The following is a 23593-nucleotide window of genomic DNA, read 5'->3' on the forward strand; positions in this document are numbered from 1 at the left end:
TTTCTTCCCTTGTTTATATTAATCTATATCAAAAAAATAACATAATCGTTTTTAATCTGTGCCTGCCCCGATTTCTCGGTGGTAATCTGTGAAATCTGAGGTTTAAAACAATAAAAACGTCACCAACATAGTTGCAACAAAAAATATGAGCATCGTAAAGCCATATCCTAAAAACAATAAAAACATTTTCAGCGCTGTTTTAAACCAGCGCTGCTCATATACCTTTTTAAATGCAAATAATGCGTAAACAAATAAGATAAGCAATACGTAGAGTAGAAAAGATTTGGAAAATATAATATAAGCAAGCAAGCTCAAAAAAAGCATCAGGAATGTAAAAGAATGTAAGTGTAACGAAAAAATAAGATGCTCAATATAAAATTTACTCCTTCTGATATAAATTATTTTCAACAATAAGGCAAACAGGGGCAGCAGGAAAAACATCATTATAGAAATATTTTCAACCAGATCATTCATAAAACCTTCGCCTTTTTGCCTGATCAATTTCACTGCTTTATTTGCAAGAAGTAATGTATAGAAATTGCGTTCTATGCCAAGAGTATCCAAAAAAAACCCGGGATCAAAATTCTCATCATTGACCATATTTTCAAGATCACTGAGCTTAAAGTCAATATTGGCAGTATCACCCAAACTCAAAGTCAGTGTATCAGAAACCTGTTTTGTAGTATCACGCTGATCTTCGTCTCCAATACCAACAGCCCAACCCGTTATTTTTCTTGATTTATCATCATCATAAACAGTTTGTTGGCTGTAAATTGGCATACCTTCATTAAATGCAGCTTTTTTACTTTCAAATGTCAGCAAAAAAAAGTATAGTATGCTGATGGTCAGGTAGAGGCGTACTGGTGCGATGTATTCTACGCGCTTACCTTCTATGTAGGCTTTAGTCAGAAAACCCGGTTTGAACAGGAAAGGTACTACACTTTCTGAAAACCTTGAGTCAATTTCGAAATTATCTTTGATAAAATCTTTGAACAACAACCCGAATGAAACCTGTTTATCGGTATTTTCCTGTCCGCACTGTGGACAATAATTTTGTTTTGCCCGAAGCGAACGCCCACAATTCAAACATTTGGCTGATTTTCTTCTCTCTTTTGACATATCATTGATTCATTATCCTGGTTATCTAAACTTTGTAGTTGTAAATTAACATTTTTTTTGATACAATTCTAAATTTACTGAAATATACTACTATCTTTATAAGGTTTACCCTATGAAATCTCTTTCATTTAACAGGTTGACTCTGCTGTTTACATTTCTTTTTTATATGATTTATTCTTGTAATTATTCATCAGCTCAACAGTTAACCCAAACAATAAGAGGCAGAGTAGTCGACCAGCAATCTAAGTATCCCCTGCCAGGTGCAAATGTGATCATACTTAATTCAGAACCTATAAACGGTTCAGCTACTGGTATGGATGGCTATTTCCGCCTTGAAAATGTGCCTTTAGGCAGGCATACCATCCGGGTATCTTACCTGGGGTATAATGAAAGGGTCGTTCCAAATGTATTGGTAACATCGGGTAGAGAGGTTTTTCTCAATGTTGAGCTTGCCGAGCAGGTAATCGTTGGTGAGGAGGTAGTTATAACTGCCAAAAAAGATAAAACAAAGACCAATAACGAAATGACAACCGTGAGCGCCCGCGGGTTTACCATAGAAGAAACTCAGCGCTATGCAGGAAGCTGGAATGACCCTTCACGCATGGCTGCAAATTATGCAGGGGTGATGGCTAATGATGATTCAAGAAACGATATTATTATTAGAGGTAACTCGCCACTCGGATTGCTATGGAAGCTGGAGGGCATTGACATACCCAACCCTAATCACTTCGGCTTATTTGGTACCACAGGCGGGCCGGTGCCTATCCTGAACAATAACAACCTGGATGATTCTGATTTTATGACCGGTGCCTTCCCCGCTGAGTACGGCAATGCCCTTGCCGGTGTCTTTGACCTGCAAATGCGAAGCGGCAATTACGAAAAAAGAGAATATATGGGGCAGGTAGGTTTTAACGGATTTGAGTTCGGTGCCGAAGGACCCTTTGTAAGACAGATTGTAGATCACGGATTACCCGGGAGAAATCCCGCCTATGCTGATACAATCGGGAATAATACCGGGGGTAATCCATCCAGAAAAATTAAAGCATCCTATATGGCAAATTACCGTTATTCTACTCTTGCGGCTTTTGAACCCCTGGGCATCAGCTATGGTACGCTTGCTATTCCACAATACCAGGATATTTCGTTTAAGATAGATGTACCAGGTACCAAATATGGCAGATTTTCCGTTTTTGGTATAGGCGGTTTGAGCTATATTGAACTTTTAGGCGAAGATCTGGAGCCAAACGATCCCTATGGCGATCTGAATGAAAACCTCTATTTTGGCTCTGATATGGGGGTGATCGGACTAACCCACATGGTATTTTTAAATAATTCTGCCTATTCAAAAGTAAGTATTGCTGTTTCGGGTACAAATAATTCCATTGAAAATGATTCCATCCCCAGAGACTCTTTAGATATCGGTGATCCGTTTCCATGGTACAGGAATCATTTCAGCCAGGTAAAATATTCTTTGCATTACCAATTGAATAAAAAATTTAATGCCCGGAATAACCTCAATGGTGGAATTAATTTGAATTTTTACCAGGTAAAGCTTATTGACAGTGTTTTAGTGAATGGACAGCAATTCTTCAGACAGCATGATTTTGAAGGTGAAAGTCTATTCTCACAGGCTTATATACAATGGCAGCACCGGTTTACAGACAATCTGACCTTAAATACAGGTTTGCATTTTCAAAACCTGGAGCATAGTAACTCAACTTTTAAATTTAGATACGCTGTTGAACCCAGGTTGGGTATTAAGTATCAATTCAAACCCAACCAATCTGTCAGCCTGGGATTGGGCATGCACAGCCAGATGCAGCCTCTGCAGATCTATTTTGATGAAGATTCGCTTGGTGAAAAAACCAATATAGGCCTTGACTTCACAAAAAGCGACCACCTGGTAGTTGCCTACGATAACACGTTGAGTGAAAATATAAGGTTAAAAATTGAAGCCTATTACCAGCGCATCAGAAACGTTCCGGTAGAAAGCAAAAGATCTTCTTTTTCTATGCTCAATACAGGGGCTGATTTTGGAATATCTTCACGTGACAGCCTTATTAATAAAGGTACGGGCAGGAATTACGGAGTAGAATTGACCCTGGAAAAATTTTATTCCAATAATTACTATTTCCTGATTACAGCATCACTTTTTGACTCTAAATACAGAGCCAGCGATGACTTACTAAGAAATACGGCTTTTAATGGTAACTTTGCCTTGAATGCCCTTGCAGGTAAAGAGTTTAAAATAAGAAAAAACAATGTACTGGTTTTTGATTCTAAGATAGCCTGGGCAGGAGGGAAACGCCTTACCCCTATTGATACAACTGCTTCAAAAGTTGAAAAAACTACGGTTTTTATTGAAAATAAGGCTTTTTCCGAAAAGCAAAAAAACTACTTTCGCACAGATGCCAGGCTAAGCTACAGGTACAACGGCAAAAAAGTAATGCAGGAAATGGCCCTGGATATTTCCAATATTTTCGGTACCAAAAATATTTTCTCAAAATATTATGACAACAACTCGGGGGAGATCAAAGAGAATTACCAGATCAGGTTTTTTTGGGTGGTGCAGTATAAGATACAGTTTTGAATGTAGTACGGCTTTTAAGTTGCCAGGTTTGTGTAATTTTTTTTATTAAATATAACGGCTTAGGGTTAAAAAACGTGCGGGGTTTAGAACTTCGTACCTGTCCCCAAGCACAAAGGTAGCAAATTGCGATGAACTTTCAAATAGCAGTTACCCCCGCATGTTTTTTTAGCCAATGTAGCAGCATTATGCCCAATTTTTTTACACCGTTAAGCCCTTTAATCAAGGAATTGTTCTCTTGGTTGGGGTGGGGGCTGGCGCACTTTTGGCAAATTTTGGCTTGTATGGAATAAGCGTTCTTTAACGTACAAAAATCACCTTCTTTTGTAATACCTGAGATGGTGTTTCAAGGCGTATTAAATATATTCCATTATTTACACAATTGCCCGAATAATCTAAACAGTCCCATTTTGTTTTATGTTGACCTTGGTTTTGCACTTCATTTTCTATGAGCACTTTTGTAAGTTGCCCATTACTATTATATACTTTAATGCTTACTGATTCGCTTTCCTTCAGAGAATAATTTAAAGTAGTGGAAGAATTAAAAGGGTTTGGATAATTTTCCAATGATAAATCGCTTTCCTCAAAATTTCCTGATGGTTCTGCTATTTTTGTAATACTTTGATATGGCCCAAGCCAAGCGTAATTTACAATAGCATCATTATTATCATTGTTTTGGTCAAATAATATTGTATAGTAGTTGCTTGGATTTGCTGATATCCAACTACTAATATCAAAAGAAGCTAATGTACCGGCATTGTCTGCAACAACTTGACCAACATAATTTCCAAGATTTGCGCTATCCCCATTATACCACATAACATGATTATATGGATTATCAAGAGTCATAATCATTTGTAAGGAAGTTGCGATATAAATATCTATCGTAACAGTACCCGCAACTTGGGAATAACTAAGTGCTGCATTAAGATAAGCAGGTGAAGCAAGGGCATCAGTCCAAGTTAATTCAACCATTGATTCGGCATATCTTTTATCACGAGAAGTATTCGGCATCCACCAATCACTACCCCACGCAATATATTTTATACCTGTAGAAGAAGAACCAAGAAAATTCGGTACTTGGGCTTTTATGTTAAAACATAAAAACACTAATGATAATAAGATAATAAATCTAAGAGACGAAATTTTTTGCGGTATTTCTTTTTCCAACAAGCAGCAAGAGATAACCATTCCGAAAGTTGTTGTCGATAACTTTTTCCCCGATACCAATCCTTGATTGTATCGGGACTTCATTTTTTTTAACATAATTATTTGTTTTTTGTTGCCTTGAGGTTCAAAAGGCGGGTTTATTTAATTTTGAAAATTGGCAACAAAAAAGGGCATGAACCTCATACTTTCATTCAACTAATCGAGGTATCGCTAAACACCCTTGCATGGTTGAAGTCAGACGGAAATTACACACCCCGAAGGGCGCATTTCCTGACTTATCTCCATGCAATTGAAATTAGCGATTTTCGATTAGAGAAACATCAGTAACGCAACTTTTTTGTTATGTTTTACTTTGTCTTTATGTCATATTTTACAGTTTATTTAATAGACAAATACAAATTTTATATCAGGTGATTTGAATTTCGCAATATACAAAATTATTTTATTTCCAAACACTTTCAGTATTTTTTATATCCAGTTTGCCATAGGAATATTATTCCCTTTCGAACGGTATTACTTCTGATGCAGCAGTAATTTTTACTTTAATTCCTTTCCAAAATCGGTTAGGTATTATTTCAAGTAATTTTGCAGGAATGTTTTTAGTATCCAGAACAGCAATTTCAATTATTTTCTCGTTCTTTTCTTTAACAATACCGATTCCTCTTACTTCGGATAACGTAATTATCAGGGATTCCAGTTGTTTTTTTGCCTGTTGTATGGTAGACTTCATAGTTTTAGATGCCATTTTTTAATTACTTTACTAATTGAACTACTATGATTTGCAAGCGTGAATTGGTTGTTGCCTGCGAATAATATTCCTACAAATGAACGATCTTCTATGCTGAAAATTGCTGAGCCGGAATCTCCCGGTTGACTAAATGGGTTTCGGTTCTCAGAAACAATTTGAATTTGGTCCGTAAACACAGCATCAAAAAAGTCGTAACTTACCTTTTGAGTATAATCTAATGACCTAATTCTTCCATGTGTTGTTGCAGTTGTAGCTCCCACCTTAAAAACTCTCTCGTCTATTAATGCTTTTCTATATCTTAGGTCTGATGATAGATAGAAAACGAGCTCTCCATAATTGTCTAATTCCCCAATTGCCAAGTCCACTGAATTTATTTGATTTTTTTTTAAAGGAATATAACCTGTAAGGGTACCAATATCAATTATCTTTCTTTCATCTATTTTATAAATCAGGTCTCCTTCCTTTCCCTGATTGGTATTCGCAAGGACATGATTATTGCTGAAGATAAAAGCTCTTTTATCTTTCTTCGATGATAGAATAAAACTACCTAATGTGCCATATCCACCATAATTTACTAAATCTTGATGACCTACTTTATCTCCAATTCTCAAGCTGGTATATGCTTGAAGTTTTTGAGTCGAGAATACATTTAATTGCCTTGCATTGACGTTTAATTTCTTACTAAGATGTACTTTGAAATATTTACATACAGCATTTGGAATTATTCTATTGTCTAATGTTACTTCAAGGGCATTTTCTACAATTCCAACACCAGTCAGTGAAGTTGAAAGTTCAAATTCGTCAATGTTGCAAGATCCATAAATATTCTGATAGGATTTCTGAAGTGATTCACCCAGAAACCCATTAAAAGAATCAGTAGTGTTACCAAGCAACGATTCTTCAATAATTTCCTTTGCTCTAAATATGGTCGTTGACATAATGCAAAGTTACAACAATTTATGATGTTTTCTCGTTCCTTTTTTGATCATTTACAAAGATATGATTTAAACCAAATCACACCTTTACACATTGTAATTATATGGGTAAAGGTATGATCATACTTTTATTTATACAAATTTTATATCCATTTTTTCTGGTTTATTATTTTTGTTTTACTACTTTTATGACCTAATTAATTGTATCGGAATTTTAATGTTTAAATGAAATTTATATTCAATCTGTTATATGTGCTATTAATGAACAGCTACTGGGCTCTGGTTACTGGGTTCTGGGTTATTTGCTTTCGGTAGGCAGGTTGGTAATTCTTTCTAACATTAATTACTACCATTACCCAGTACCGAGTACCCAGTAACTTTATATTATTTTTACTTTGCTCAATTTTTAGTAATTTCATCCCGAGTACTCGGGATCAACTTGCGAAGTTATGTTCTGTTTTCTTCCGAAGCACTAAAAGTTGTATACCAATGTATTCCCCTAAAATGAAAATTTTGTTGATCGCCTGCCTGATTGGATCGTTGAGTAGCTGTATGACAAAAAGCAGCGAAAATAATCCAATAGGTGAACGGCTTTATTTTAAATTTGAGAAGCCTGTTACAATAGAAAAAATAAAATATGCGCATGGCGGTACCTGGTCAGGCAACTCATTCCAGGCTAATGCAAGACTAAAAGCCTTTAGCTTTGGCCTAAAAGGAGCAATTATTTTAAATAAATACCAGCTTGAAAATGAACCGTTCCCTATTACTATAGACTTAGCGAAGCCCTTAACGGGCAATGAATTTAAGCTTATTATTAACGATACTTATGCTGGTCAATTAAGCAATATCCTTTTTGTTGATGAATTGTCTTTTTTTGATGGAAAGAAGTGGTTCAATTTATACGCTTCAATTGTTCAGGAAAGTAAGCTGATAAGTTTTTACCCGACTATAGCTGCAGATACTGCTTTAATAGATCTGGCATTACTTCGGGGCGCCTTCAGATCCTCAGATCACGATAATGTGCATGATTTTGTTTTTGATATAAAATATGCAACAAAAGACAATTTTATGCACGAGCAGCTCTATGATTGTGACAAATGCCTGCTTAGAAAGCAGGTGGCGATGGCATTTTTAAAAGCCCGGGATCTTTTTAGTAACGATGGATACAGGATTAAAGTTTTTGACTGTTACCGGCCTCTTTCTGTCCAGAAAAAAATGTGGGAAAAAATAAAAGATATACGGTATGTTGCCAATCCATCAACCAGGTTCGGTTCTGCTCATAATCGTGGGATGGCAATAGACATTACCCTGATAGATAGGCAAGGAAGAGAATTAAATATGGGCACCAAATTTGATTTTTTCGGACTTGAAGCACAGCATAACTTTAAAAATTTCCCCCAGGAAGTTTTGAAAAACAGGAGATACCTTAAAGCTACCATGAAAAAAGCCGGATTTCAGCCAATCAGTTCAGAATGGTGGCATTATTCTTATAAGAATAGAGAATTTGATGTGTCAGATGTGAAAATTCCATGTGAGATGTATTAATAATAATCTTTCAATGTAGAAAATTGGAAGCTGCGGATTAATTTATTTTTAGAATTAATCAAAAATACGTAACTTTGAAAATTGATTTAACACTGGAATAACATTATAATCATGGCCGAATTAATCACAATGCCCAAAATGAGTGACACTATGACCGAAGGTGTGATAGTGGCATGGCACAAAAAAACAGGTGATAAAGTTTCATCCGGGGATCTATTGGCTGAAATAGATACCGATAAAGCCACCATGGACCTCGAATCTTACCAGGATGGCACCCTATTGTATATAGGTGTAAAGAAAGGAGAAACGGTGGCAGTGGATGGCATACTGGCTATCATCGGAGAAAAAGGAGAAGATTATAAGCAACTTTTAGCTGCCGGGCAATCTAAAGTTGAAAAGCAGGAACAGGAAATTGAAACTGTTAAAACCAACCAGCTTGAGGGAGATTCAGCGCAGGCAGGCCTGCCTGCCGTCCCGCCAAAGGCGGGATCAGCGAAGGCAGGAAGTCCTGTAAATGAAATTCAAGCTCCTCCCAAAGCAGGGATTGGTCTTTCTCAAAATGTATCGCAGATTGGGCAAACTAACGACAGGGCGCTCAAAGCTTCACCATTGGCAAAGAAGCTGGCTAAGGAAAAAGGATATGACCTATCACTGATCAGGGGGACAGGAGATGATGGCCGTATTACTAAAAGAGATATTGAAGAATTTATTCCTGGTGCCGGCCTGTCCCGTATCCCGGGTACTCTGGATCGGGGTTCAAAAGCGCCCTCCTTTACAATTCCTGAAGTTGTTGGGCAGGAAAGCTATGAAGAAGTTGTCATCACACAAATGAGAAAAGCCATTGCCAGACGGTTATCTGAAAGTAAATACACCTCTCCGCATTATTATCTTACCATGGAAATTGTAATGGATAAGGCAATGGAAGCAAGAAAAAGTATTAACGAAGTTTCACCTCTGAAGATTTCTTTCAACGACATCATTATTAAGTCAGTTGCCGCAGCGATACGGCAAAATCCTAAAGTCAACGCGTCATGGGTTGAAGAGGCAAATGGAGAAACAAAGGCAAGATACAACAAACATATCCATATAGGAGTGGCGGTTGCTGTGGATGACGGGTTAATGGTGCCTGTTATTCGTTTCGCTGATAATAAATCCCTCTCTCATATTGCTGCTGAAGTGAAACAATTAGCTGATAAAGCAAAAAACAAAGCTTTACAGCCCCCGGATTATGAAGGTAATACATTTACCATTTCAAACCTGGGGATGTTTGGTATAGAAGAATTTACTGCCATCATCAATCCTCCCGATGCCTGTATTTTAGCAGTTGGAGGCATTAAGCAAGTTCCTTTAGTGAAAGATGGAGAAATAAAGCCAGGCAATACGATGAAAGTAACACTTTCCTGTGACCACAGAGTCGTGGACGGGGCAACGGGATCGCAGTTTCTTCAAACGTTTAAAAGCTTATTGGAAGATCCTGTTAAAATTTTGGTTTAAAAAATAAACGTATAATATTAACTTAATTAAATCAGTGAAATTCGTGTCAAAAGATCCTGCTAATATCACACTCCCTTCAGAAAAAACAGAAAATATAATCCATAAAAGTTCAGTTGAAAACCAATTACTCCTTTTTAAATCTATTGTGATCAATATGAATGAGGGTGTTTTGATCAGTGAGGCAAATACTTCAGACCGGTCTGAACCCAAAATCATTTATATCAATAATGCATATACAAAAATAACCGGATATTCCTTAGAAGAGCTGGCAGGTCAGTCACTTCAAATTTTAAGAGGACCAAAAACTGACCCGGAAACAGTTAAAAAAATTGATAATGCTTTTTTTAAAGGGCTGCCTCTGCAGGCAGAAATTGTTAATTATCGTAAAGACGGTGCAGAATACTGGATAGAGCTTAACAGTGTTCCTGTAAAAGATGCAAAAGGGTTTCCCATCTACTGGATATCCATTCAGAGAGACATTACAGAGAGGAAGAAAGCAGAAGAAAAAATCAAAAGACTTTACAAAAGAATTCGTGAAAGTATAAATTATGCCAAACGAATTCAGCAATCCATCCTGCCCGGTATGCAATTAATAAGAAAATCTTTTCCGGACTCTTTTATACTTTTCAAACCCAAAGATGTGGTAAGTGGAGATTTTACCTGGTTTTATAAAAAGAACGATGATTACTTTATAGCCGCAGTTGATTGTACAGGTCACGGAGTACCCGGTGCATTTATGTCTATTATAGGTAATGACTTACTGAATGAAATTGTTATTGATAAAAATATTGATGATCCGGCAAAAATCCTGGGTTTTTTAAAAGAAGGTGTAAATCGTACTCTTCATCAATCAGAATTAGATACACAATCGGATGATGGATTGGAAATAGCTTTCTGTAGGATCAATCTTAATAAAAAACAAATAGTATTTAGCGGCTCCCATCGTCCATTATATTTTATACATAACGGGCAATTAACTCAATATAAAGGTGATCTTGTTACCATAGGGGGAAAATCAAGGTTACTCCAAAACAAAAAAGCATCCTTAAATTTGACATCCGAATACAATTCGGATTTCTCGAAATTCGAAATTCAAAATCCGAAACTCGAAATCCGAAATTCGAAATCCGAAATTCGAAACTCGAAACTCGAAATCCGAAAACTGAAGGGCCTCAAATTCTCAAATCATATAATTAAATTTAGAAAAAATGATGCCATTTTTCTTTTTTCAGATGGCTTGCAAGACCAATTCAGCGAAAACGGAGAGTCAAAGTATGGTTCAAAACGTCTTAGAGAAAATATAGTAAACAACCTCCATCTTACTATGGATGAATTATACAATCTGTTCAATAAAGATTTTGAACAATGGAAAGGAAGTAGTAATCAAATTGATGATGTGTTGTTGATAGGGATAAGATTCTAAGTTATTTTAAAATATTCTAAAAAATATCGTTAATTAAATTTTCAACTATGAGTAAAATAAGATCTACTACAGTTCTGGCTGTCATAAAAGATAATGTGGTTGCTATCGGTGGTGACGGGCAGGCAACAATGGGTGAAACCATCGCTAAAAGCAATGTCAATAAGATCCGCAAATTATTTGACGGAAAGATAATAACCGGGTTTGCAGGTTCAACAGCAGACGCATTTACGCTCCTCGATAAATTTGAGGAAAAACTGAAAGCCTATGGCGGAAACATGAAACGTTCTGCTATTGAATTGGCTAAAGATTGGCGTACAGACAGATACTTAAGAAGGCTGGAAGCAATGCTGATCACTGCAAACAACAAAGAATTGCTTGTAATTTCAGGAACAGGTGATGTACTTGAACCCGATAATCAGATAGCCGCTATAGGTTCCGGAAGTATGTACGCCCAGGCTGCAGCCAATGCTCTTAAAAAATTTGCCCCTAAGCTTACTGCAGAGGAAATTGTGAAAGAAAGTCTGAGTATTGCTGCTGATATTTGTATCTATACTAATCATAACCTGGTAATTGAAAAATTGAATTGAGATCTAAATGATAATCTACCACAACCCCAGATGCAGAAAAAGTCGTGAGACACTTCAACTGATAAAAGACAAAGGTGTTACTGTAGAGATTGTTGAATATCTTAATACCTCGCCTTCTGAACTTCAGTTAAAAGATATTCTGAGTAAACTTGGTATGAAAGCCATTGAAATTGTAAGAAAAGGTGAGCCGGTCTTCAAAGAAAATTTTAAAGGAAAGGATTTTAGTGAGGATCAATGGATCAGGATACTGGCTGAAAATCCTATACTTATTGAACGGCCGATAGTGGTTAAAGAAAATGAAGCTGTAATCGGGCGCCCTCCGGAGAATGTTTTGAAGTTATTGTAGACGCAAAGAGCATAAGCGAAAACCGCTACGCGCCTATTTCGCTGACAACGTATCAATAAATTCGTTTCCACCGGGAAAGCCATCCTTATCCTTATCAATAAACTCCATATCTGCTCCTGAGCTGTTTATAGCAGTAAACCAGCGGAATTTTATATCAGACTTCCCGTTTTTTTTCTCAACAACATCAAACCCTTTTACTGTTTTGTTGTTTACATACACACCATTACTTTCACCCAAAAGCTCAATAAAGATTGCATAAGGATTTTGATTATTTACCACAAGTGTATTTGATATTTCAGAATTGAGCTCAACATGCCGAAAACCCTTTATTAATTGTGATTCACCATAATCAGATAAAATGTTAGATGTCATATTTCTCTTGTTCTGGGCTTGCGAATTTGATATTGCTACAATTGCAATAATTACAACAATGATCAACCGTGTGATTTTGTTTTTGGCGTCCATTAAGCAAATATTTTATTATCTAAATTTATACCCATCCTTTCTTAATGCAGTAGGCATTTACAAATATAACGCTAATTATATTATATTTGCAAAAATAATACATCATAATAATAACTACAAGGCAAATATTTAATTAATGAAAAAGATCCTTCTCTCAATTATTGTTACTTATTTAGTTCATTTCAACCTGATCTCCCAGGAAACCTTCCCCCTAAATGGCGTAAAAGACAAAAGACCTGAGATCTATGCTTTTACCAATGCTACTATTTTTGTCGATTATCAGACAGTATTAAAAAATGCTACACTAATTATCAAAGATGGTATTGTAGAATCGGTTGGTGCGAAAATAACGATCCCTAAAGGATACATTGTTACAGATCTAAAAGGAAAATATATTTATCCCTCTTTCCTTGATATTTATACTGGTTATGGAATTCCTCAGCTTAAAAAGAGAAAAAGGTCCAGAAATTCAAAACCTCAGTTTTTATCAAATAAGAAAGGCGCCTATCATTGGAATCAAGCTATAAAACCTGAAATAAACGCCAAAGATCTGTTCGCAGCAGATACCGGTAAAGCCAAACAATTCAGGAATTTAGGTTTTGGAGCAGCGCTTACCCTCCAAAAAGACGGGGTTGTCAGGGGTTCTTCTGTGCTTGTTACTCTTGCTGATGCCAATGAAAATGATGTCATGATCCTGGATATGGCAGCAGCACATTATTCATTTGACAAAGGCTCATCTACCCAGAATTATCCCGGCTCATTGATGGGAACCATAGCGCTTTTGAGACAAACCTGGCTTGACGCCCGGTGGTATAAGCAGCGGAGCAAAAGCAATGCAGAATATAATATTTCTTTAGAAGCATTTAATAACCTTCAAAGCTTGCCACAAATCTTTGATATAGGGGCAAAGCTTGCCCCGCCCCTACAAGTGTTGAGAGCCAACAAAATCGGTGATGAGTTTGGCGTCCAATATATCATGGTAGGATCAGGGCTTGAATATCAACGTATTAATGATATAAAAGCTACAAGAGCTTCGTTTATCATTCCATTGAACTTCCCTTTAGCATATAAAGTAGAAGACCCACTCGATGCAACAAAGATAACGCTGTCGGAAATGAAACATTGGGAATTAGCGCCTGCTAACCCTTCAAAATTAGCAGAACATCAAATACAATTTGCAATTACCACAGCCGGTTTAAAGAATAAGAAAGATTTCTGGAAGAATCTTCGTAAAGCTATAGAATATGGCTTAGATGAGAAGGTAGCGCTCAAGGCATTAACCTATACGCCTGCAAAATTATTGAGGGTTGATGACCAATTAGGGAGCCTTAAAAAAGGCAAGATAGCCAATTTCCTGATCACTGCGTCCAATATTTTTGATAAAGAGAATATCATTTATCAGAATTGGGTCCAGGGCAAAAAATATGAGATCAACGACATTGAACTGACTGATATAAGAGGGACTTATGATCTTACGATCAATGAAAAACCTCCGCTCAAATTAAAAATTACCGGGAAATTGCAAAAACCCGAATTGAACATTCACATAAATGATACAACAAAGATAAAAATTAACTTTTCAAGGAGTAAAGATCAAATCACACTTTATTTTGATGTAGGCCGGAATGGTATTCCGGCAGACATCAAGCAGATTAAAAATGGTGACAGTAAGGGTAATATAAGGCTTAGCGGATGGATTGAAGGTGATATTTTGTCCGGCAAGGGCCAGCTACCTGATGGCTCTTGGATAAAATGGGACGCCAGGCAGACAGAGTCATTTAAGGAGGAACACACCCCTGCCCCCTCTCAAGAGGGGAATAAGAAAGATACTATTGCGGGACAGGGAGCAAATGACAGGGAGCCCGGAGCAGTGATCTATCCATTTACTGCTTATGGTTGGGAAAAGAAACCAAAACAGGAAACGGTTCTGTTCAAAAACGCTACGGTCTGGACAAACGAAAGAGATGGCATTCTGGAAAATACAGATGTATTAATACAAAACGGTAAGATCTCAAAAATTGGCAGGAGCTTAACTCCCCAAAATGCCAGGGTAATTGATGCGACAGGAAAACATTTAACTTCCGGCATCATAGATGAGCATTCACACATTGCAATATACAAAGGCGTGAATGAAGGAACACAAGCTGTTTCGGCAGAGGTTCGCATAGGAGATGTTATCAATTCAGAAGATGTAAATATTTACCGCCAACTGGCAGGGGGTGTTACTGCCGTGCAGCTTTTGCACGGTTCGGCAAATCCCATCGGTGGTCAATCTGCCCTGATAAAATTACGCTGGGGTGCGTTACCTTCAGCTATGAAAATTAAGGATGCTGATGGATTTATCAAATTTGCGCTCGGTGAAAATGTAAAGCAGTCTAACTGGGGCAATAACAGAAAATCCCGTTTCCCTCAAACCAGGATGGGCGTAGAGCAGGTTTATTTTGATGCCTTTACAAGAGCAAAAGAGTATAAGCAGGCAACCAAAAAATATAATTCATTGTCTGGGAAAGAAAAGGCAAGAACTATGCCCCCCAGGAAAGACCTGGAATTAGAGGCTTTGTCAGAGATATTAGATAGTAAACGCTTTATTACCTGCCATTCTTACCGGCAATCTGAGATCAACATGCTCATGAAAGTAGCTGATTCTATGGGTTTTAGGGTGAACACTTTTACACATATTTTGGAAGGATATAAGGTTGCAGACAAAATGAAGGCGCATGGCGCAGGAGCTTCAACATTTTCAGACTGGTGGGCATACAAATATGAAGTTATAGAAGCTGTTCCATACAATGGCGCCTTAATGCACCAGGTTGGCATTGTTACAGCTTATAACTCCGATGATGCCGAAATGGGCAGGCGGCTCAACCAGGAAGCAGCAAAAGCGGTCAAATATGGCGGGCTTTCAGAAGAGGAAGCCTGGAAGTTCGTAACATTAAATCCTGCTAAATTATTACATTTGGATAATAATATGGGAAGCATTAAAGCAGGGAAAGATGCCGACCTGGTGATCTGGTCTGACAACCCGCTTTCCATATACGCAAAAGCAGAAAAAACCTTTGTGGATGGCATTTGCTACTTTGACATGGAGCAAGACAAGCGATTGCGGGATGAAATAAAAAAGGAAAGAATGCGGCTGATCCAGAAAATGCTGGAGAAGAAGAAAGGGGAGAATATGCAGGAGGCGAAGAAGAAGAGAGAGGATATCTATCGGTGTGGAGATTAGTACTTAGTTGCAAAAGTAATAGTTATTATGACACAACAAAGCATAATAACCCTTATTTATGCAACTAAGTATTAGTCCTTACCAGTTGTGCCACTACTCCAACACTGCAAAACCTGCAGAATGGGGCACGACTTACATTTATGCTTTTAAAATCCAAAAGAAAAAATTAAAAAAGCCCGATTGCAGAGATTTTTATTTGATTTTCTGCCCGCCCACAGCCAGCACATTAAAATTTTGCTTTGAGAGTGTTTAATTTTATAAGGTAAAGTAAAATTTGAATGAGTTTGCTTTTGCCAACCCGCTTAATTAAATTCGATTGTTAATAAAAAATTTAAAAATATGTTTTGTATTTCAAAAAACATATCTATTTTTGGGACAAAATTTGTCCTGAATTATTATTTCAATGCAAAAAAAGGAAACATTCGGAGAGTATATTAGAAAACTTAGAGAAGAAAGCGGGCTACCTATCAGAAAGATAGCTGCAGAACTTGACATTGACCCATCAACTTTAAGCAAGATTGAAAGGAACGCAAGGTCGGCAAACAAAGACCTTATTAAGAATATTGCCAAAATATTTAAAGTTAGTGAGAAAGAATTGCTACTTTATTATTACAGTGATAAGATTGTTTATGAACTACGTGATGAAGATATTGGAATTGAGGCATTGAAAGTTGCAGAGCAAAGAATCAAATACATCATAAAGACCAGAAAATAAACAATTCTAAAAATGGAAATACTACATAAAATAGTACCAAACGCTGAAATCGATATTCCTATGTCAACTCGATACTTTGACAAGTTGGAATTTTATGAAAAGGAAAAAGGCAAGTGGTATCTGAAAAGTTTTGACAGTGAGGAGAAAGAAAAGCTGGTTCTTAATGAAGAAACCGGAAAGAAAGCCCCGGAAGAAATTGTGAGGCAGTTATTTCTATATGAACTAATCCAAAAATACGGCTATCCCAAAGAAAGAATTAAGATTGAGCAAAAGGTGGTAATGGGTCGGGACGAGAAGAAAAGAGCCGACATTGTAGTATATCAAAATGATAATGCTACACCTTGGATAATTTCAGAAGTTAAAGCACCGCATCAAAAAAATAATATCCAGCAACTTAAAGGATACTTAAATGCCGAAGGCTCGCCTATTGGAGCAGGATATAACGGAAAGAACCTTAGTATTTATGCACGTCCTTATCCTAAAGAGTTTGATGTTTTGAGGGATTTACCTTTTGAGCATGAATATCAAACTGCAAAAGATGATGATAACCTCATCCGGAAAATCAAGGAATTAATATCAGACAGAAAATGGACTTTAGATGAACTAAACAAGATTAACAAGGAAAAGCACTTTGACCTGAAAGCCATCATTGAAGAATTAGAAGAACTGGTATTGGCAAATTCAGGAGCCGACAGTTTTGACGAAATATTCAAACTGATTTACACCAAACTTTATGACGAGTTTGAAGCAGAAAATAGGGAAAATCAAACTCTATCTTTTCGGGATTACTCCAATCCTAAAATTACCCACGACCGAATTTCACAACTCTTTGAAGAATCCAAAGACCAATGGAAAGACATTTTTGAAGTATCAGACCGCATCAAACTAACGCCTGAACATCTTGAAATCTGCATTGGCAAACTAACAGAAGTAAAGCTCTATGGAGCCAATCTCAGAATTATTGATGAAGCATTTGAGTATTTAGTACCTGAAGTATCCAAAAGCAAGAAAGGTCAATATTTCACTCCGAGAATTGTAATTGACACCTGTGTTAAAATGCTCAATCCTACAAGAAAAGAATACATTTTAGACCCTGCTTGTGGAAGTGCCGGATTTTTAGTACACGCAATGGAATATATCTGGGACAAATATAAAATGGAGTCCTATAAAGTAAAAGCCAATTACGCAAACAAATACTTGTGGGGTGTTGACTTTGAAGAAAAAGCCACCAAAATAAGCAAAGCGTTGATGTTGATTGCGGGTGACGGCAAAACACACATTTACAAGCAAAACACTTTGGAATATTCCAAATGGAGCGAAAGTTTTAAAGTTGATTTGAAAAGAGAAGCCCTATTAGATAATGAAAACCCAAAAAACCTGACTTTTGATATTATTATGAGTAATCCTCCTTTTGCCTGAGATATTAAGGAAAAGGCAATAATCAATCAATACTTTGACCTGTTAGGATTACGGTACACTTTCAATATGGAAACAGGGAACATTAAATCAGTTCTGAAAAGTTTTGCTGAAGAATTTGACCTGGAATTCAAAAATGATGCAGAAAACATTATAAAAGATAAGATAAAAGAAATCAATCAGGATGGGGACATTGATTTGGAAAATAACGAAGATGTAAACAATGCCATTCAGGAAATTGCCTCATTGATGATACAAGTGGTTGACAGAGGAGACGTAAAAGAAAACTTACTAATACCAAGATTAAAAGTAGTAATCCGCTACAAAAAGAATGAAAGCAAATGGAATAAAGTTGATAGGCACATTCTTTTTATTCAGCGAATTATAGAAATGCTCAAAGAAGGCGGAAGAGCTGTAATTGTATTACCACAGGGCATTTTCAACAATTCCAATGAAAAATATGTTCGCAAATTCATAACAGAAAAAGCCAGAATTTTGGGAGTTGTTGGCTTGCATGGTAATAGTTTCAAACCCCATACTGGAACCAAAACCAGCTTGCTGTTTCTTAGAAAATTCACACAGGAAGAAATACGAAAAGCACAAAATCATACTGACTATCCCATCTTTTTTGCTGTTTCAAAAATAAGTTTTAAAGATAATTCAGGTATTTATCTCTACGCAAAGGATGAAGAAGGAAACAAGCTGCTGGATGACGATGGAAACCCAATTTATCAAACCGATTTGTACCATATAGCAGATGCGTTCAAAGATTGGGGTTTAAAGCAATTGGACAGAGGAGACCAAATGTATGAGTATTTGAAAAATTAAGCATGAAAATTCAGAAATACAAAGACATAGAATACTCTGAAGTACGATTTAACGAGCTATACGGTGATATGCGGGTTGATGCCCAATATTATGACCCATTTTTCATCAGAAATGAGCGCATAATAAAAAAGAAACCCACTAAGTACGTAAGCAGCTTTATGCACCAACCCCAATATGGCATTTCAATTGCAATGAATGAGGTCGGTATCGGATACAAAATGTTGAAAATGGATGATATTGTCGGCATCTTCGCCAGCGATGAAAATGCCAAATATGCCGACATCACAGAAGAAACCTTTGAAAATTTTGAACTCAAGAAGTTTGACGTATTATTCAATAGAGTTAATTCTGATGAGTTTGTTGGTAGAACAGGTATTTACTTATTGGATGGAGAACACACATTTGCCTCTTATTTGGTGCGTATCACATCCGACAAGACCTACGCCAATTGCTACCTGACTATTTTCTTAAACTGCAAATACGGATATAACTGTCTCCAAAGGGTAAAGCGCAGGGCAGTCAATCAGGCAAACATTAACGCACAGGAATTAAAAGCTCTGGAAATTCCTTTCCCATCTGATAAGCTACAAAAGCAAATAGAAAAACTGGTTGTTGAAGCATACAACCAAAAGCTACATTCTCAAACCATCTACCAGGAAGCTGAAACTACACTGCTAAAAGAATTGTGTTTGGATGATTGGCAACCGAAAACAGTAAAATTTAAAATAAAAAACGTTGAATACGAAACTGAGGATGCAATTACTGAAATTGACTTATACCAAGCATTACAAGCTGATAGAATTGATCCAGAGTACTGGGAACAAAAGTATTTGGAATTAGAATGTTATTTAAAAAGTCAACGACATTGCTATTTTGGAAATATCTTGAGCATAAGAAGAGGCGATTATATTGATACTTCATACTATAATGAATTTGAAGGTAATCCCTATCTAAGAATTAAAGAGCTTTCACTCGATGTTATTATTAACAAAAAAGAAATAATCTATTTGGAAGATTTTACTGGTTTAGAGGAACAGCATTTAAAGAATGAAGATTTCATATTTGCAGCAATTGGGGCTACATTGGGCAAAATAAATCTAATTAGGCAAGATTTGGATAGTTCTTATTACTCTAATAACACCGCAAGATTTAGATATATAATGAATGCTTATAAAAAGAAAGTTTTACCAAATTTTCTCATCATCTACTTTCAATCCTTTTTATGGCAGATGCAAATAACAAGAAGACAGAAACAAACAGCGCAAGCAAAGATTAACGACCGCGATATTAGAACCACTATAATTCCATTAGTCAAGGGTTCAATTCAATCTAAAATTGATAATTTGGTTAAAGAAAGTTTGGAAGCGATTAAAAAAAGCAAACAACTATTAGAAACCGCCAAAAGAGCTGTTGAAATATTTATTGAAGAAGATGAGCAACAAGCAAATAAATTCATTGATAAATCATTAAAAACATAAAACTATGTGGCACGTTTATAGAGCAATTAACCGAACAAAAAAAGAGATTTATCACGGAGTTTCAGAAGACCCTAAAGCTCGAAAAGAAGGAGCACATTGCAAGGGTTATACCAAGGCAATAAATCATTGGGATTGCGATAAAGATAAAATCAGATGGTATAAACTTACAAGTCATTTAACCCAAAATAAAGCATCTAATGTTGCACATAACCATGAAGTAGCTTATAAGTATCATAAGAAGGGGGTACAAAAACATTAAAACAGGTGGTATCTGATTTTTTTTGCATAAATTACTTGTTGGAATAACATACACCGAGAATAAGATTGACAATTTGGTGTATGGACTTTAGGGGTTGAGCAAAGAGGAAATTGAAATTGTAGTATGGAGCTAATGGATATAAAAGGAATCATATCAAAAAAAGTGTCATTTCAACCAAATGCTTGGAGTTCCATTGAAAAAGAAATCAGTATTGAGGAAGTCATTAAGGATACTAAAAGGGGGAGATATGCTGAAGAAGTAAATAAACTTAGATGGTATCTGCATAACGATGAAAAAGATAAATACGACATTCACAAAAAGAGACTTCCGGGTGTTACGTTTTGTGCTAATTTCAATGGTAACAGAAAAAAGGAATTAATCAGGACTTATCATAACCTTGTTGTACTTGATATTGACAAATTAGAGAATAAAGAATTAAGGAGAGTAAAAAACTTGCTTGAAAATGATAAGTATGCTTTTACATTTTGGGTATCTCCTTCGGAATACGGCATAAAAGGGTTGATATATTTAGAATACAAGTTTGAAATTAAAAAATACGGAATAGACCTTGCCCACAGACACGCCTTTGAGCAAATAACGGAGTATTTTAAAGATAAATATTCAATTGACCTTGACACAAGCGGCAGTGATACCACACGACTGTGTTTTTTATCTTATGACTCTGATTTATTGTTTAAGACCTCAATTATTCCCTTTCCTATTGTTGAACCCAATGAAGATACTTCACCATTATTCAATCAACCAAGTGAACCTAAAAAAAAGGTAACAAAAATACGGTATAGTAGCTCAAAAGATGTACTGAATAACCCCAAGGGAAAAAACAATCAAAGGGACAGAAGAACCCTTGTCAATATTATCAAGTTTCTGAAAAAGGAGAACATATCAATAACCAGCACTTATGAGAACTGGTATCGTGTAGCATACGCAATTGCAAATTCATTCACTCATGATATAGGCGAAAAATACTTTTTGAGTTTATGTGAATTAGATGGAGTAAATCATGATGAAAACCAAAGTAAAAACATGCTGTTATACTGTTATCAAAATAGTAATGGCAATATAAAATTTAAAACAATAGTGTTTTTGGCAACAATTAAGGGATATAAAATTAAGGGGAATAGTACCTAAACGGCATCATGCAAGTATTTTGCGTGTTTGGTCGTTAAATTTCGACTGCCACAAAGTTCACTTTGGCCAAGTGGGTAGTATGGAAAAAGGCTATGACTTTGTCAGTATTATGGTTAAACCAATACAGGTACTCCCTTCCCCTTTTTTACTTTCAAAGGTATGTTTGATAAATACTTTACAGATGGCAAGATAATTTATTACCTGTGCAAAATAAGGGCGAAGTATGCTAAACAAAGAAATAAGCAACACCTCCTACACTTGTTGTCAGAAGACTCGAAATTAAATCATCATCTCAATAAAAATAATGAAGAAATATTCCTTCGGAAAATATTGCCATCCCGAAGAAAATGGAACAAGCTCGGCAAAGAATATAGATATAAGAATAAATCGCAAAAAATTAACTCGATTGAATACAATGAAAAGTGCATATTCAAAACTATAAAGCACTACCAAAAAACGAACCCGGGAGAGCCATTTTTAATTGAACTGAATAAATTTATCTCTGAAATAAGAGATTCGGTAAATGACCCTGATTATCAAATAAAAACACCAAGAATATATCCCAGGTTAAAAGAAAAGAAAGGAGCTAATAAAAACGCTTGTCGCCCGATTTCACTTTTTGATTTAAAAGACAAAATCATTATTAGCCAGACAAACAAATATTTGACGGAAATATTTGATGCCGAGTTTTACAAATACTCTCATGCTTTCAGAGCACCAATTAAAAACCCAGGTAAGAAAAAGGAACTAATTACGCATCATAATTCCATTGACGCAATACTGAAATATAAATCACAATACAAAGGGAAACGGTTATGGGTAGCAGAATGCGATATGAAAAAATTTTATGACTCGGTAAATCATTCCGTAATTAAAAAACAATTTAATAAGTTGGTATCTCGGGTAAACCGGAAAAACAGTCAGCCTATTGATACAAGGGCGATAAAAGTTTTTAAAAAATATTTGGAAACGTACAATTTTGTCAAAGATGTCATTCCTAAAAATAAGGATGATGAATATTGGAAAAGTCACAAACTATCAAAGGAACATAGCTTTGGTTGGGTGGAAAGTGATTTCCTAAAGCTTGGATACTATAAAAGAATTAAAAATACCAAAATAGGAATCCCACAGGGTGGGGCACTTTCAGGATTAATTGCAAACCTCGTATTAGATTATGCAGATAATAAAGTAACAAAGGAAGCAGACAATCGGCTCTTATATATTCGTTTTTGCGATGATATGATTGTTATGAATCCAAGCAAGAAAGCATGTAAAGAAGCTGTTTATCGTTACGAAAGTGTCTTGAAGGAACTGAAGTTAGTACCACACCAGTTTAAAAATGGTTTAAAAAATAAGCCAGGTTCATTTTGGCATAAAAGCACCAAGTCCAAAGAGCCTTATAAATGGACAGCAGCATACAGAAATGATGAGAACTTTCCTTGGATAGGTTTTGTAGGGTACGAAGTCCATTATAGCGGCCACGTCAGGATTAGAAAAAGTTCCATGAGAAAAGAATTACAAAAACAAAAGGAAGTTGTATATAAGATTAATAGCGCCATTAGAGATGATAACAAAAGAGTTCGGAATGGAACGGTGTTAGAATCGGCCATAAATAGATTAACAGGAATGTCAATAGGCAGAGTACAGATGTGGAACCATAAAAAGATAGAACATGAAATGTGCTGGGTAAACGGTTTCCAAAAGCTAAATAATAATCCATTTTTAAAAAGACAATTGAAACAACTTGATAAAAACAGAAATCATCAAATGGCGTTATTGAAGAAATCTGTTGCTGAACATATAGATGAGGATTTTGAAGAAGAAGTACCGAGACCTCAAAGAAAACTCGTTTATTATGGCAAGCCTTATAGTTATTACTATCACGTAGTTGAAAAGAAAAACACCTTGTCTTAGTTGGGCATCAGAAACTTAAAGGAAGGTATTGTAATGAAATATCGGAATAGCAAAGCAACAACTCCTTGTATAAGCTTAAACAGGAAAAGCCAACCGCAGTTTTGCACATTGCCATCCTCGTACCTGCGGTGGCAAAGAGCAAAACCCCTCCGCATGACTTTTCGGTAGATAGAAACAGTAGTAGAAAATCAA

At 36.1% G+C, this 23593-nt stretch carries 19 protein-coding genes; 14 read left to right on the forward strand and 5 right to left on the reverse strand.

Going from position 1 to position 23593, the window contains the following annotated elements; translation table 11 throughout:
- Positions 1-102: 102 nt before the first annotated feature.
- The gene (locus FVQ77_06250) at positions 103-1119 is read right to left on the reverse strand and encodes a DUF3667 domain-containing protein (protein ID MBW8049929.1); all 1017 of its coding nucleotides are present in this window, start codon (positions 1117-1119) and stop codon (positions 103-105) included.
- 112 nt (positions 1120-1231) lie between these two features.
- Between FVQ77_06250 and FVQ77_06255 the strand changes: the two genes are divergently transcribed.
- Positions 1232-3709, forward strand: coding sequence for a TonB-dependent receptor (locus FVQ77_06255; GenBank protein ID MBW8049930.1), 2478 nt, complete (start codon positions 1232-1234; stop codon positions 3707-3709).
- Between the two features lie 297 nt (positions 3710-4006).
- Here the strand turns inward: FVQ77_06255 and FVQ77_06260 are convergent, their stop codons facing one another.
- The 3 genes from FVQ77_06260 to FVQ77_06270 form a co-directional block, all read right to left on the reverse strand.
- A complete protein-coding gene (locus FVQ77_06260) occupies positions 4007-4972 on the reverse strand; it encodes a T9SS type A sorting domain-containing protein (GenBank protein MBW8049931.1) in 966 nt (321 codons plus the stop codon).
- A 397-nt stretch (positions 4973-5369) separates the two neighbouring features.
- Positions 5370-5621 carry a hypothetical protein gene (locus FVQ77_06265; protein MBW8049932.1) on the reverse strand — a complete coding sequence of 84 codons (252 nt, stop codon included), beginning with the start codon at positions 5619-5621 and terminating at the stop codon, positions 5370-5372.
- On the reverse strand, positions 5603-6562 hold the full coding sequence (locus tag FVQ77_06270; GenBank protein MBW8049933.1) for a hypothetical protein: 960 nt from the start codon (positions 6560-6562) through the stop codon (positions 5603-5605). Before FVQ77_06270 ends, FVQ77_06265 begins: the two co-directional genes overlap by 19 nt.
- Positions 6563-7048: 486 nt before the next feature.
- Here FVQ77_06270 and FVQ77_06275 point away from each other — a divergent pair, with 486 nt between their 5' ends.
- The 5 genes from FVQ77_06275 (at position 7049) to arsC (ending at position 11954) form a co-directional block, all read left to right on the forward strand.
- The gene (locus FVQ77_06275) at positions 7049-8104 is read left to right on the forward strand and encodes a hypothetical protein (protein MBW8049934.1); all 1056 of its coding nucleotides are present in this window, start codon (positions 7049-7051) and stop codon (positions 8102-8104) included.
- A gap of 111 nt (positions 8105-8215) precedes the next feature.
- Positions 8216-9598, forward strand: a complete 1383-nt coding sequence (locus FVQ77_06280) for a pyruvate dehydrogenase complex dihydrolipoamide acetyltransferase (protein MBW8049935.1) — start codon at positions 8216-8218, stop codon at positions 9596-9598.
- A gap of 43 nt (positions 9599-9641) precedes the next feature.
- The gene (locus FVQ77_06285; GenBank protein ID MBW8049936.1) at positions 9642-11021 is read left to right on the forward strand and encodes a PAS domain S-box protein; all 1380 of its coding nucleotides are present in this window, start codon (positions 9642-9644) and stop codon (positions 11019-11021) included.
- A 47-nt stretch (positions 11022-11068) separates the two neighbouring features.
- Positions 11069-11608 carry an ATP-dependent protease subunit HslV gene (hslV, locus tag FVQ77_06290; GenBank protein MBW8049937.1) on the forward strand — a complete coding sequence of 180 codons (540 nt, stop codon included), beginning with the start codon at positions 11069-11071 and terminating at the stop codon, positions 11606-11608.
- 7 nt (positions 11609-11615) lie between these two features.
- Positions 11616-11954 (forward strand): arsenate reductase (glutaredoxin), encoded by a 339-nt coding sequence (arsC, locus tag FVQ77_06295; GenBank protein ID MBW8049938.1) that lies wholly within the window; start codon positions 11616-11618, stop codon positions 11952-11954.
- Positions 11955-11987: 33 nt separating this feature from the next.
- Here arsC and FVQ77_06300 read toward each other — a convergent pair whose 3' ends face one another.
- Positions 11988-12419, reverse strand: coding sequence for a hypothetical protein (locus FVQ77_06300; GenBank protein MBW8049939.1), 432 nt, complete (start codon positions 12417-12419; stop codon positions 11988-11990).
- A gap of 136 nt (positions 12420-12555) precedes the next feature.
- Here FVQ77_06300 and FVQ77_06305 point away from each other — a divergent pair, with 136 nt between their 5' ends.
- The 8 genes from FVQ77_06305 to FVQ77_06340 all read left to right on the forward strand — a co-directional run bounded on the left by FVQ77_06305 (position 12556) and on the right by FVQ77_06340 (position 23401).
- On the forward strand, positions 12556-15642 hold the full coding sequence (locus tag FVQ77_06305) for an amidohydrolase family protein (GenBank protein MBW8049940.1): 3087 nt from the start codon (positions 12556-12558) through the stop codon (positions 15640-15642).
- A gap of 403 nt (positions 15643-16045) precedes the next feature.
- Entirely contained in the window at positions 16046-16357 is a 312-nt protein-coding gene (locus tag FVQ77_06310) for a helix-turn-helix transcriptional regulator (GenBank protein ID MBW8049941.1), read from the forward strand.
- A gap of 12 nt (positions 16358-16369) precedes the next feature.
- Positions 16370-17776, forward strand: coding sequence for an N-6 DNA methylase (locus FVQ77_06315; GenBank protein ID MBW8049942.1), 1407 nt, complete (start codon positions 16370-16372; stop codon positions 17774-17776).
- Between the two features lie 66 nt (positions 17777-17842).
- Entirely contained in the window at positions 17843-18601 is a 759-nt protein-coding gene (locus FVQ77_06320; protein MBW8049943.1) for an N-6 DNA methylase, read from the forward strand.
- A gap of 2 nt (positions 18602-18603) precedes the next feature.
- On the forward strand, positions 18604-20079 hold the full coding sequence (locus FVQ77_06325; protein ID MBW8049944.1) for a hypothetical protein: 1476 nt from the start codon (positions 18604-18606) through the stop codon (positions 20077-20079).
- A gap of 4 nt (positions 20080-20083) precedes the next feature.
- On the forward strand, positions 20084-20338 hold the full coding sequence (locus tag FVQ77_06330) for a hypothetical protein (GenBank protein MBW8049945.1): 255 nt from the start codon (positions 20084-20086) through the stop codon (positions 20336-20338).
- 123 nt (positions 20339-20461) lie between these two features.
- A complete protein-coding gene (locus FVQ77_06335) occupies positions 20462-21487 on the forward strand; it encodes a hypothetical protein (GenBank protein ID MBW8049946.1) in 1026 nt (341 codons plus the stop codon).
- 159 nt (positions 21488-21646) lie between these two features.
- Entirely contained in the window at positions 21647-23401 is a 1755-nt protein-coding gene (locus FVQ77_06340; GenBank protein ID MBW8049947.1) for a hypothetical protein, read from the forward strand.
- Positions 23402-23593: the final 192 nt, after the last annotated feature.

The sequence above is a fragment of the Cytophagales bacterium genome, from assembly GCA_019456305.1.
In the GTDB taxonomy this organism is placed as follows: Bacteria; Bacteroidota; Bacteroidia; order Cytophagales; family VRUD01; genus VRUD01.

What these genes read in the sequence shown, in the direction of transcription:
- FVQ77_06250 (MBW8049929.1), bottom strand. Translation starts at nt 1,119, where the DNA reads ATGTCAAAAGAGAGAAGAAAATCAGCCAAATGTTTGAATTGTGGGCGT.
- FVQ77_06255 (MBW8049930.1), top strand. Translation starts at nt 1,232, where the DNA reads ATGAAATCTCTTTCATTTAACAGGTTGACTCTGCTGTTTACATTTCTT.
- FVQ77_06260 (MBW8049931.1), bottom strand. Translation starts at nt 4,972, where the DNA reads ATGTTAAAAAAAATGAAGTCCCGATACAATCAAGGATTGGTATCGGGG.
- FVQ77_06265 (MBW8049932.1), bottom strand. Translation starts at nt 5,621, where the DNA reads ATGGCATCTAAAACTATGAAGTCTACCATACAACAGGCAAAAAAACAA.
- FVQ77_06270 (MBW8049933.1), bottom strand. Translation starts at nt 6,562, where the DNA reads ATGTCAACGACCATATTTAGAGCAAAGGAAATTATTGAAGAATCGTTG.
- FVQ77_06275 (MBW8049934.1), top strand. Translation starts at nt 7,049, where the DNA reads ATGTATTCCCCTAAAATGAAAATTTTGTTGATCGCCTGCCTGATTGGA.
- FVQ77_06280 (MBW8049935.1), top strand. Translation starts at nt 8,216, where the DNA reads ATGGCCGAATTAATCACAATGCCCAAAATGAGTGACACTATGACCGAA.
- hslV (MBW8049937.1), top strand. Translation starts at nt 11,069, where the DNA reads ATGAGTAAAATAAGATCTACTACAGTTCTGGCTGTCATAAAAGATAAT.
- arsC (MBW8049938.1), top strand. Translation starts at nt 11,616, where the DNA reads ATGATAATCTACCACAACCCCAGATGCAGAAAAAGTCGTGAGACACTT.
- FVQ77_06300 (MBW8049939.1), bottom strand. Translation starts at nt 12,419, where the DNA reads ATGGACGCCAAAAACAAAATCACACGGTTGATCATTGTTGTAATTATT.
- FVQ77_06305 (MBW8049940.1), top strand. Translation starts at nt 12,556, where the DNA reads ATGAAAAAGATCCTTCTCTCAATTATTGTTACTTATTTAGTTCATTTC.
- FVQ77_06310 (MBW8049941.1), top strand. Translation starts at nt 16,046, where the DNA reads ATGCAAAAAAAGGAAACATTCGGAGAGTATATTAGAAAACTTAGAGAA.
- FVQ77_06315 (MBW8049942.1), top strand. Translation starts at nt 16,370, where the DNA reads ATGGAAATACTACATAAAATAGTACCAAACGCTGAAATCGATATTCCT.
- FVQ77_06320 (MBW8049943.1), top strand. Translation starts at nt 17,843, where the DNA reads ATGGAAACAGGGAACATTAAATCAGTTCTGAAAAGTTTTGCTGAAGAA.
- FVQ77_06325 (MBW8049944.1), top strand. Translation starts at nt 18,604, where the DNA reads ATGAAAATTCAGAAATACAAAGACATAGAATACTCTGAAGTACGATTT.
- FVQ77_06330 (MBW8049945.1), top strand. Translation starts at nt 20,084, where the DNA reads ATGTGGCACGTTTATAGAGCAATTAACCGAACAAAAAAAGAGATTTAT.
- FVQ77_06335 (MBW8049946.1), top strand. Translation starts at nt 20,462, where the DNA reads ATGGAGCTAATGGATATAAAAGGAATCATATCAAAAAAAGTGTCATTT.
- FVQ77_06340 (MBW8049947.1), top strand. Translation starts at nt 21,647, where the DNA reads ATGTTTGATAAATACTTTACAGATGGCAAGATAATTTATTACCTGTGC.